Consider the following 10,612-nt stretch of genomic DNA (forward strand, 5'->3'; position numbering starts at 1 on the left):
TAGATTATTGACAAGAAAATAAATATATAATCACAACAACAATTAATTAGAACATGATAATAAAGAGAAGTTTTATATATAAGGCATCTATAAATATAATATGCAAAATCACGAGTAGAAAAATGAAATATTAAATAGAAAATTGTATTTAATTAAATTAAATGTTGAATAACAATAAATAAGATGCGATAATCTATAATAAGGGATAAAAGGTATTAAAAGTAAAACGAGAGTACTTAAATATGTGAGGGATATGGGATGGATTTATATAAAGTATTAATAGTTGATGATGAAGAAGAGATTCGTCAAGGAATAATAAGAAAGATAGATTGGGAAAAATACGGTTTCAAAATAGTCGGTGATGCAGAAAATGGAAAAGATGCATTAGAAAAATTAGAAAAATTACAGCCAGACATAGTTATGACAGATATAAAAATGCCATTTATGAATGGATTAGAACTTGGAGAAAAAATAAAAGAAATAATGCCATGGACGAAAATTATAATTTTCTCAGGATCAGATGAATTAGAATACGCACATAGAGCAATTAAAATAAATGCATACGAATATGTGTTAAAACCTATAAATTCAATAGAATTAATAGAAGTAATTAAAAAACTCAAAATAAAAATGGATGAAGAACTTGATGAGAAAAAGAATGTAGAAAAATTATATAAATACTATAAAAGAAGCCTTCCGGTACTAAAAGAAAAATTTTTAGTTGGTACAATTGAAGGCAGAATAAAAGAAGAATTATGGGGGGAAGAAGGAAAACGGGTAGGCGTAGAATTTACAGAAGAATTTTATGCTGTTGGAGTTATACATACAGATAACTTAGAAGATGAAAAAGAGATAGAAATAGCAGAAGAAGATTTAATAGATATATCAATTAAACAAATAATAGATGAAGTTATGGGTGAATACTGTAACTACGTAAGTTTTATTTATTCAAGAACGATAGTAGTAATAAGTAACTTTAATAATAAAGAGAATATATTTAACTTTATCAAAGGCTTAAATGAAGTATGCAAAATATCAGAGAGAATTACTGAAAAAAGCGTTTCGGCTGGAGTTGGACAAATAGCAACAGACTACTCTCAAATAAGATTATCATATAAAATGGCTAGAAATGCCATGCACTATAGAATGGTTTTAGGAACAGGCCGTGCAATTTATATAGATGATGTTGAACCTGATAATAGCGTACAGCTACAATTTGATGAAAATGATGAAAGAGAATTACTAAATGCAATAAAAATAAAATCGAATGAAGAAATAAAAAAATCTATAAGCAAATTTTTCATAAAAGCAGAAAAATTATTGCTTCCATATAATCAATATAAAATATATTTAATACAAATAACAACATCACTATTAAAGCTTGTTCAAGCATATAATTTAAATATAGAAGAAGCTTTTGGAAAAGAATTTAATTGTTATAGTCATATAGATAATTTCAACTCAATGGATAGAGCTCAGGAATGGTTCATAGAAAAAGGGATTAAAATAAACTGTTTAATAAAAAGAGAACGTTTAGATACATCTAAATTACTTGTTGAAAAAGCAAAAGAATACGTGGATTCAAACTACAGTGATAGTGAAATATCAGTTGAAAAGCTGTGCGGTCATCTTCATGTTAGTCCTACTTATTTTTCAACAATATTTAAGAGAGAAACTGGCGAAAATTTCATAAATTACCTAACTACAGTAAGGCTTGATGCGGCAGTTAATTTATTAAACACAACTGATTACAAATCATATATAATAGCTCAAAATGTTGGGTACCCAGAACCAAACTATTTTAGTTATGTATTTAAAAAGAGATTTGGAGTATCTCCATCAAAATATAGAACTAATTAAATGCTTTGGGAGGGATTATGAAGTTTTCAAAGTTCAATTTAAAAAACAAATATAAAAACAGAAGTATTCAATATATTATATCAATTTCCTTTACTATAATTGCAGTTGTTGGAATGGTTGCATTTGGACAAGTTTTATATGTTAAGTTTATAAAAATTAATGAAAATCTTACATCTAAAAATAACGAAGCTATAGTTAATCAAGTTAATATAAATTTAGATAGTTACTTAAGAAATGTAATGAAAATATCAGATGGAATATATTATAACGTTGTAAAGAAATCTGATCTAGAAACTGATGATATTAATAAAGAAATCAAACTTATATATGAAACAAATAAAGATTTCCTTGCAAGTATTACCTTATTTTCGAACTATGGGGAAGTTGTAGAAGGGTATCCCCTAAAAGAACTAAAACCATCTATAGATCCTAGAGAAAATGAATGGTTCTTTAACGCTGTTTCCAAAAAGGAGAACTTGCATTTTTCAACGCCACATGTACAAAACTTATTTAAAGATCCAAGATATAGTTACAAATGGGTTGTATCCCTTAGTAGAGTAGCTCCGCTTACTTTTGATGGTCAAATAAGTCAAGGGGTACTTTTGGTTGATATGAACTTTAGTGAAATAGAGAGAATATTTAAGAATACAGACATTAGTAAGTCAGGATATATATATTTAATGGACGGAAAGGGAGAGATAATATATCACCCAAGGCAGCAACTTATATATTCAGATTTAATGGAAGAAAACAATAGTATAGCAAAAGAATATGATGATGGAACGTTAATAGAGAAATTTGGAGATGAGAAAAGGCTAGTTACAGTTAAAACAGTTGGATACACTGGGTGGAAAATTGTTGCTGTTACACCGATTGATGATATTACAAGTAGTTATAGTCATATGAGAATATTTATAGTATTTATATTATTTTTTGGAGTTTTAATTTTAACAACAATAAATATAATAGTTTCATCAAGGATTGCAAACCCAATAAAAGAGTTAGAAAATAAAGTGAAAAAATTTGAAGAGGGAGCTTTAAATATTAACTTTTTAATTAAAGATGGGTCTTATGAAGTTCAACATCTAGGGAAAGCAATAAATTCTATGGTATCTCAGATGAATGTTTTAATGGATAATATTGTGACAGAACAAGAACTTAAGAGGAAAAGTGAACTTGATGCACTTCAAGCACAAATTAATCCACATTTTTTATATAATACTCTAGATTCAATTATATGGATGGTGGAAAGTGAAAAGTATGATGGCGCAATAATTATGGTTACAGCCCTTGCTAGACTTTTTAGAATAAGTTTAAGTAAAGGAAAGAACGTTATAACAGTAAAAGATGAGTTAGAGCATGTCCGTAATTACTTAACAATACAAAATATACGTTATAAAAATAAATTCAATTATACTATAGATGCAAAAGAGGATGTTTTAAATTTATCAACTATAAAACTTGTAGTTCAGCCATTAGTTGAAAATGCTATATATTACGGAATGGAATTTATGGATGGAGATGGAGAAATAAATATAAAAGCTTATAAGAAAGGCGAAGACTTATTTATTGATGTAATTGACAATGGACTTGGAATGCCAGAAGAGGTTGTAAGTTCACTATTAAAATATGATAAGAAAAGAAAAACTAAAGGATCTGGAGTAGGTCTTAAGAATGTTAATGAAAGGATTAAGCTATACTTTGGAAATGAATATGGACTTGAAGTAATAAGTGAGCCAGATGAAGGAACTACTATTAGAATTCATATGAAATCAGTGGAATACGTTGAGTATGAAATTTGAAGGGAGAATAATAAATGAAGTTAAAAAGAAAAAAGATAATTTTAATAGCTCTTTTTATTTTATGTATTCTCTTTTCAATAGTAATAATTAATTATTTGAAATTTGATGAGAGTGATAATGTAGTTTATAAAATAGCTTATATTAGTAAAAGTGAAAAAGAAGATAATTTAAGATTCATAACTGAAGGTATTAAGCAAGCAGCAAAGGATTTAAATGCAGAAGTAACTGTGTACACTTTATCAAAAGGGGATAATGTTGAAAATCAAATTAAGTTGCTAAATGAAGCAGTGGAAAATAAAGTTGATTGTATATTAATATCACCAGTAGATTATGAGAAATTGTCAAATATAATTGAGAAAGTTAATTATAAAATTCCGGTTATATTAATGGATTCTAAAATAAAATCTAATGAAAAGTTTGATTATATATCATGTAATAATTATGAGCTTGGAAGAAGTCTTGCTGAGGAAGTAATTCAAAGAGGAAATACTAGAAAAAAAATAGCTATAGTTGAAGAAGATAATAATTGTAGTAGTTTAAAAGAGATGGATGCGGGTTTTTGTTATGAGCTTAGAAGTACTAAAAATACATTATCAAATTTAACATTAGAAGGAAGTAAAGATAGTTATTATAATCAATTAGTAAAGTTTGTAAAAGAAGAAAATATTGATGTAATGGTGACTTTTGATATTAATATACTTGAAGTAATTGCAAAGGTTAAGAAGGATTTGAAGGTTGATAATAATTTTGAAGTATATGGTGCCTTAAAAAATAATAAAATCTTATCTTATATAGAGGAAGATATAATAAATGGAATTGTAGTTTACAATGAATTTAATGTAGGGTATTTAGGGGTTGAGACTGCAATAAAGAAATTGAAAAAAGAAAAGGTTTATGAAAAGGAAATTGATTATTCAATAGTAAATAAAAGAAATATGTATTCAGAAAAAAATCAAAAATTACTTTTTCCTTTTGTTAAATAATAAAGTTATTCATAGGTGGTGGGGACTTTGAAAATGTGGGTAAAAACTCTATCTGTAACATTATCCTTAATGTTTATTTCTAATATTTTTGTTGGTTGCAAAGAAGATAATTCAAATAATTCTAAACCTTTAGATGAACTTAAAATAGGGGTTAGTGTTTATGAAAAATCTGATATTTTTATTTCAAGTATTATAGAACACTTAGAGAAGTTTGTAAAAGAAAAGGAATTAGAAGGTAAGTATAAAATCACATTAACAGTGGAGGATTCAAAGGGAAAACAATATAATCAAAATGAGCAAGTAGATAAATTTGTATCTCAAGATTATGATGTTATGTGCATTAATCTGGTGGATAGAAGATCAGCTGCATTTATTATTGATAAAGGGAAAAATGCAAATATCCCAGTAGTATTTTTTAATCGTGAGCCTGTTGAAGAAGATATGAATATATGGGATAAGGTTCATTATATAGGAGCAAAAGCTGAGCAATCAGGAATATTACAAGCGGATATTGTTCTTGATGCTTATAAAAGTAATAAGAAGAATGTAGATAAAAATAATGATTTTATATTGCAATATGTAATGCTTGAAGGGGAAGAGGAGCATCAAGATGCTTTAATTAGAACTGAATATAGCATTAAAAGATTAGAGGAGTCTGGGGTTAAGCTTGAGAAACTTGGTAATGATATAGCAAATTGGAATAGAGATGAAGCAGCTTATAAGATGGATAAGTGGATTGATGAATACGGAGATAAAATAGAAGTTGTATTTAGTAACAATGATGAAATGGCATTAGGTGCAATAGATGCGTATAAAGATTCAAAATATAAAAATGATATACCAGTAGTAGTTGGAATTGATGGTGTTGATGAAGCTCTTAAAGCTATTGAAGAGGGAAGTTTAACTGGTACGGTTTTAAGTGATGCTTACAAACAAGCTAAAGATATTTTTGATATAGCTTATATGCAGACTACATTAGAGGGGACAGATGGAGAAAAGAAAATTTTAAATAGAAAGTATATAAGAGAGGACCATACTATTGTAACAAAAGATGATGTACAATTATTTATAGAAAGATAATTAATACTTAAATATTAAACTTAGTTTTAATATTTAAGTATTTTTTTACGTATAAATTCAAAGACTATAATTACAATAAATGCTAAAACTTTTTGTAAAATTATAATTGTGGTATCATAAATATAAAAATAATAAAGAGGGGATTTTTATGGAGAAAGAAAGAATTCTTATAGTGGAAGATGACCAAGATATAAACAATCTTATATATAACATTCTTAAAAAAGAAGGATTTGAAGTAATTCAAGCTTTTTCAGGTAGTGAAGGAAGAATGTGTATAGAGTTTTATAATTTTGATATTATTCTTATAGATTTGATGTTACCAGGTATGAGCGGTGAAGAAATAATAGAAAAAGTTAGAACTACTAAATATATGCCTATAATAGTTATATCAGCAAAGACTGCTCAAATAGATAAAGTCAATGCTTTAAAAATTGGTGCAGATGATTTTATAACAAAGCCTTTTGACGTAGGAGAGCTATTAGCTAGGGTGTATGCTCAACTTAGAAGATACAAAGAGTTTCCATCAGAAAAGACTAAAGATGATAATATACTAAGATATAAGGACTTACAATTAGATTTAGAAAAACTAGAAGTTAAAGTTAATGGGGAAAAGATATCTTTAACAGCTAAAGAAATAACAATACTAAAACTTTTAATGAGTAATCCTACAAAGGTTTTTACTAAAGCAAATCTTTTTGAATCAGTATGGAAAGAAAACTTTTTAGGTGATGATAATACAATAAACGTACATATGAGTAATATAAGATCAAAAATAAATAAAGTGGATAAAGAAAATGAATATATAAAAACTATATGGGGAATTGGATTCAAACTTGATTAACTTAATGCTTTCTTAAGGTTTAATTTAAGATATCTTTTAAAATATATTCTAAAATTAAATTATTAAACAAAAGAAAGGATGATATAGTTTAATGAAAAATATAGTTACTACAAGAAATGTGACTAAAAAATATAGTAATAAATTTGCTGTACATGGTGTTAATATGACCATTAAAGAAGGGGATATTTACGGATTAGTTGGAAGAAATGGAGCAGGTAAAACTACTCTAATGAAAATGATAACTTCCTTAATAGATGAAACTTCAGGCGAAATTGAACTATTTGGAAAGACAACGAAAAATGAAAGAATAAAAGAACATTCAAGAATAGGTGCAATAATCGAGACACCAGCCTTCTTTCCAAAGATGACAGCTAAAGATAACCTGGAATATTATAGAATTCAAAAAGGGGTTGTTGAATCTAATGCAGTAGATAATGTTTTAAATATTGTTGGACTTACAGAAGTTGAAAATAAAAAGTTTAAAGACTTTTCTCTTGGAATGAAGCAAAGGTTAGGGCTTGCACTTGCAATACTAGGAAGTCCAGATTTTCTTATTTTAGATGAACCTATTAATGGATTAGATCCTATGGGTATAAAAGAAATAAGAGATATTTTAACTAAGCTAAATAAAGTTAAGAAGACTACAATACTTATTTCAAGTCATATATTAGGAGAACTTTCACAGCTTGCAACATGTTATGGATTCATAAATAATGGTGAACTTATCGAAGAATTATCAGGAGAAGAATTGGATTCTAAGTGCAGGCACCACATTGCAATAAAAGTTGATGATGTAGAAACGTCAGCAGTTTTATTAGAAAAAATGGGATGTACATCTTATGATGTTTTAGATGAGCATAATATAAGAGTTTATGAGTACATAAACGAATCTTACAAAGTCAATGAGGCATTAGTTAAAGGGAATATTAAAGTATACTCACTACAAACAGTCGGTAGTAATTTAGAAGATTACTTTATACAGTTAGTAGGAGGTAACATAAATGTTTAATTTAATAAAAGCGGAATTATTTAAATATTCTAAAAAACCATTTATATATAAATTAAATATAATACTTGTGCTATGTATAATGGCGGTACCGTTTAGTTTATATTTATTGAATGTAGATGGTGTTTATAGAGAATATATAATTAGTGGTCTTGGTATGAGCTTTAATTTTATATTGATTTTAGTTATGGTATTTGCGACTGTATTTCTAGATGATTTTAGAGAAGGTACATACAAGAATATTATAGTATCAAATTTATCTAAAAGGGATATATATTTAGGTAAATATATAACTCAAGTAATATTAGCATGTACAACGATGGTAATATGTACAATAGCAGTTATTATATCATTAATGTTTATTAAAAGTAATGGTACAATGGATGGAATTGTTAGAGAAACTGTTGAAAGATTTTTATACTCAATTCCTATGTACTTTGCAGGAATAGCCTTAATTGACTTATTAGTAATAATAATTAAAAGAGGCGCTGTATACATAATTTATTATTTGATACTTACCGCTCTTCCAAATATTATTGGGATTGCAGAAACTGTATTTTGGGATAAATTAAAGTGCATAAGAGTAGTACTTATGAGCAGCATATTAAGTAATATTCAAGTAGCAGGTGCTACTTCTAAATATTTATTTATTGCTGTAGTAAGTGGGATAATTTATACTACAATATTCTTAGTTATAGGAGTAACAGTATTTAGCACGCAAGAAATTAAATAGTAAGGGATGATTTTGGAAATGCAAAACTTAATATTTGAAATAGTAGTAATTGTTCTATTAGGAATACTTTGCATTTCCTTTATAATGTATAGATTATTACTTAAAAACATAGATAATTTAAAAGATGATATTAGTGAATTGAATAATAAAGATACTAATGAAATGCTTAAAGTTAAGTATCCAAGTAAACATGTTGAACAGTTAGTTTGTGAGATTAATAAAGGTATTACATCTAAAAGAGAAGTTGAGGAGAAATATAGAGGAAGTGACTTAGAACTTAGGCAAGCGATAGCTAATATATCTCATGATTTAAGAACCCCACTCACTTCAATAATTGGATATGTACAGCTTCTTAATGATAATAATTTAAGTATGGAAGATAGAACAGAGTATGTGGACATTATAGAGAGAAGATCAATAGTATTACGTAGATTAATTGGAAGCTTTTATGATTTATCTAGACTTCAGGCTAATGAGTATGACTTAGAATTTGATAAAGTTAATATTAGTTCAGTTCTTTGTGAAATTATGGCTGCATTTTATGATGATATTGAAGCTAAGGGTCTTCAGCCTATAATTGATATAAGAGATTCAAATTATATAATAAATGGCGATATTAAAGCAATTAATAGGATATTTACGAACTTAATTCAGAATATATTAAAATATGCAAAGGGAAATGTTAATGTTAAGTTATATGAAGAGGGAAATTCGATTATTACTGAGTTTTCTAATGACACTATTAACATTAATGAAATTGATGTAACTAGAATATTTGAAAGATTTTTTACAGCGGATAAAATGAGAACTGGGCAAAACACAGGACTTGGTCTTGCAATTACTAAGATTTTAGTTGAAAAGCAAGGTCATGAAATATGGGCTGAGAAGAATGGAAATGAATTATCGGTTAAGATTAAATGGAAAATGCTTATAAGCTATTAGTTAGCTTGTAGGCATTTTTGTAATTTAGTTAGAATTATAATGAATTTAGGAGCATGAGTATGATAAGTTAGATAAAAGAGTTTAAATGGAATGATAATCATTTTCAATTAAAGAAGTTTTATGATAATATGAGTTCATAAAATTATTTTAATAGGAGGTTTGCAATGGCAAAAATGATGGGCCCGAGGTTTAAGATGTGCAGAAGGCTAGGATTGAATGTTACAGGTCATCCAAAAGCAATGGAGCGTGCAACCAAAGGTAGTAGTAGAGCTGATAAGAAGTTATCAGAGTATGGAATAAGATTATTGGAGAAACAGAGGCTTAGAGCATACTATGGCGTTCTTGAAAAACAGTTTTCAATTTATGTGAAAAAGGCTTTTAAATCTAAAGAACTTCCAGGTGAGACTTTAATACAAATGTTAGAATCAAGATTAGATAATATGGTCTACAGAATGGGATTCGCATCTTCAATAAGAGCAGCTAGACAAATGGTTAATCATGGTCATTTTCTAGTTAATGGTACAAAAGTAGATATACCATCATATAGATTATCTATAGGTGATGAAGTTACTTTAAAAGAAAAATCAAGAAAGACGGAATTATTTAAGAATACATTTGAAAATAATAGTATAAGTACAATTCCTTATATTAATAAGGATATAGAAAATTTTAAAGCAATATTTGCTAGAAAACCATTAAGGGAAGAAATTCCTATAGTTATAAATGATAAACTAATCGTAGAATTTTATTCAAAATAACATAGTATGAAAAGAAGTATATCTTGCTAAATTACAACAATAAAATATTAATGTGCAGATTAATATTTTATACGTAAGTATAATGTAGCCACCAAAAATATTTGGTGGCTATTTTTATTTTGCGAATTTTTTTGAGTATTTAAAAATTAGTACAAGTATAAAATAAATAATAACGCAATCTAATAATAGTTGTAAGGGGTTAAGATGTATTCCATTATTGCCAGCAAATAGATTGTAAAATAAATGACTACTTTCAACATGAGGTTGATAAATAGTTAAATAGTTGAATGGAAAACCAAATTGAAAGCTATTACTAGAAGTTTGGATAACGTTTGCAGGAATAATAAAAGGAGCTATTGATACAATTAGTAAAGTCAATGTTAATTCCAAATTTTTTATCTTTTTCATTGATAACCTCCCATAACATAATACAAACTAATTATATCATATGTTGAAAAAAATGGTAAATATATAACGGGTTTCTTAGTAAAATATGATCAACTAGGAAAGTTTTTAAAGAATAATAATAAAGAAATTATTTTTGATTATATGAAGAAGTACTCACTTTCAGAAGATGATTTTATTGAAGAAGATAATTTAAAGAACG

Annotated in this window: 10 protein-coding genes; 9 read left to right on the forward strand and 1 reads right to left on the reverse strand. The window is 27.2% G+C overall.

The window, feature by feature from the left end; translation table 11 throughout:
• Positions 1-258: 258 nt before the first annotated feature.
• The 9 genes from RSF37_RS14170 (at position 259) to rpsD (ending at position 10,005) form a co-directional block, all read left to right on the forward strand.
• Positions 259-1,860, forward strand: a complete 1,602-nt coding sequence (locus RSF37_RS14170; RefSeq protein WP_332565037.1) for a response regulator — start codon at positions 259-261, stop codon at positions 1,858-1,860.
• A 17-nt stretch (positions 1,861-1,877) separates the two neighbouring features.
• On the forward strand, positions 1,878-3,662 hold the full coding sequence (locus RSF37_RS14175) for a sensor histidine kinase (protein WP_332565038.1): 1,785 nt from the start codon (positions 1,878-1,880) through the stop codon (positions 3,660-3,662).
• Positions 3,663-3,676: 14 nt separating this feature from the next.
• The gene (locus tag RSF37_RS14180; protein ID WP_332565039.1) at positions 3,677-4,645 is read left to right on the forward strand and encodes a substrate-binding domain-containing protein; all 969 of its coding nucleotides are present in this window, start codon (positions 3,677-3,679) and stop codon (positions 4,643-4,645) included.
• A gap of 33 nt (positions 4,646-4,678) precedes the next feature.
• Positions 4,679-5,725, forward strand: a complete 1,047-nt coding sequence (locus RSF37_RS14185) for a galactose ABC transporter substrate-binding protein (RefSeq protein ID WP_332565040.1) — start codon at positions 4,679-4,681, stop codon at positions 5,723-5,725.
• A 148-nt stretch (positions 5,726-5,873) separates the two neighbouring features.
• Positions 5,874-6,566: a response regulator transcription factor gene (locus tag RSF37_RS14190; protein ID WP_332565041.1), complete on the forward strand. Its 693-nt coding sequence runs from the start codon at positions 5,874-5,876 to the stop codon at positions 6,564-6,566.
• Between the two features lie 91 nt (positions 6,567-6,657).
• Positions 6,658-7,575: an ATP-binding cassette domain-containing protein gene (locus RSF37_RS14195; RefSeq protein WP_332565042.1), complete on the forward strand. Its 918-nt coding sequence runs from the start codon at positions 6,658-6,660 to the stop codon at positions 7,573-7,575.
• Positions 7,568-8,305 carry an ABC transporter permease gene (locus RSF37_RS14200; protein ID WP_332565043.1) on the forward strand — a complete coding sequence of 246 codons (738 nt, stop codon included), beginning with the start codon at positions 7,568-7,570 and terminating at the stop codon, positions 8,303-8,305. Before RSF37_RS14195 ends, RSF37_RS14200 begins: the two co-directional genes overlap by 8 nt.
• An 18-nt stretch (positions 8,306-8,323) precedes the next feature.
• Positions 8,324-9,247, forward strand: a complete 924-nt coding sequence (locus RSF37_RS14205) for a sensor histidine kinase (RefSeq protein ID WP_332565044.1) — start codon at positions 8,324-8,326, stop codon at positions 9,245-9,247.
• 164 nt (positions 9,248-9,411) lie between these two features.
• Positions 9,412-10,005 (forward strand): 30S ribosomal protein S4, encoded by a 594-nt coding sequence (rpsD, locus tag RSF37_RS14210; protein WP_332565045.1) that lies wholly within the window; start codon positions 9,412-9,414, stop codon positions 10,003-10,005.
• Between the two features lie 114 nt (positions 10,006-10,119).
• Here rpsD and RSF37_RS14215 read toward each other — a convergent pair whose 3' ends face one another.
• The gene (locus tag RSF37_RS14215; protein ID WP_332565046.1) at positions 10,120-10,413 is read right to left on the reverse strand and encodes a hypothetical protein; all 294 of its coding nucleotides are present in this window, start codon (positions 10,411-10,413) and stop codon (positions 10,120-10,122) included.
• Positions 10,414-10,612: the final 199 nt, after the last annotated feature.

Origin of the sequence: Clostridium sp. (assembly GCF_036643715.1) — a bacterium.
In the GTDB taxonomy this organism is placed as follows: Bacteria; Bacillota; Clostridia; order Clostridiales; family Clostridiaceae; genus Clostridium.

What these genes read in the sequence shown, in the direction of transcription:
- RSF37_RS14170 (WP_332565037.1), top strand. Translation starts at nt 259, where the DNA reads ATGGATTTATATAAAGTATTAATAGTTGATGATGAAGAAGAGATTCGT.
- RSF37_RS14175 (WP_332565038.1), top strand. Translation starts at nt 1,878, where the DNA reads ATGAAGTTTTCAAAGTTCAATTTAAAAAACAAATATAAAAACAGAAGT.
- RSF37_RS14180 (WP_332565039.1), top strand. Translation starts at nt 3,677, where the DNA reads ATGAAGTTAAAAAGAAAAAAGATAATTTTAATAGCTCTTTTTATTTTA.
- RSF37_RS14185 (WP_332565040.1), top strand. Translation starts at nt 4,679, where the DNA reads ATGTGGGTAAAAACTCTATCTGTAACATTATCCTTAATGTTTATTTCT.
- RSF37_RS14190 (WP_332565041.1), top strand. Translation starts at nt 5,874, where the DNA reads ATGGAGAAAGAAAGAATTCTTATAGTGGAAGATGACCAAGATATAAAC.
- RSF37_RS14195 (WP_332565042.1), top strand. Translation starts at nt 6,658, where the DNA reads ATGAAAAATATAGTTACTACAAGAAATGTGACTAAAAAATATAGTAAT.
- RSF37_RS14200 (WP_332565043.1), top strand. Translation starts at nt 7,568, where the DNA reads ATGTTTAATTTAATAAAAGCGGAATTATTTAAATATTCTAAAAAACCA.
- RSF37_RS14205 (WP_332565044.1), top strand. Translation starts at nt 8,324, where the DNA reads ATGCAAAACTTAATATTTGAAATAGTAGTAATTGTTCTATTAGGAATA.
- rpsD (WP_332565045.1), top strand. Translation starts at nt 9,412, where the DNA reads ATGGCAAAAATGATGGGCCCGAGGTTTAAGATGTGCAGAAGGCTAGGA.
- RSF37_RS14215 (WP_332565046.1), bottom strand. Translation starts at nt 10,413, where the DNA reads ATGAAAAAGATAAAAAATTTGGAATTAACATTGACTTTACTAATTGTA.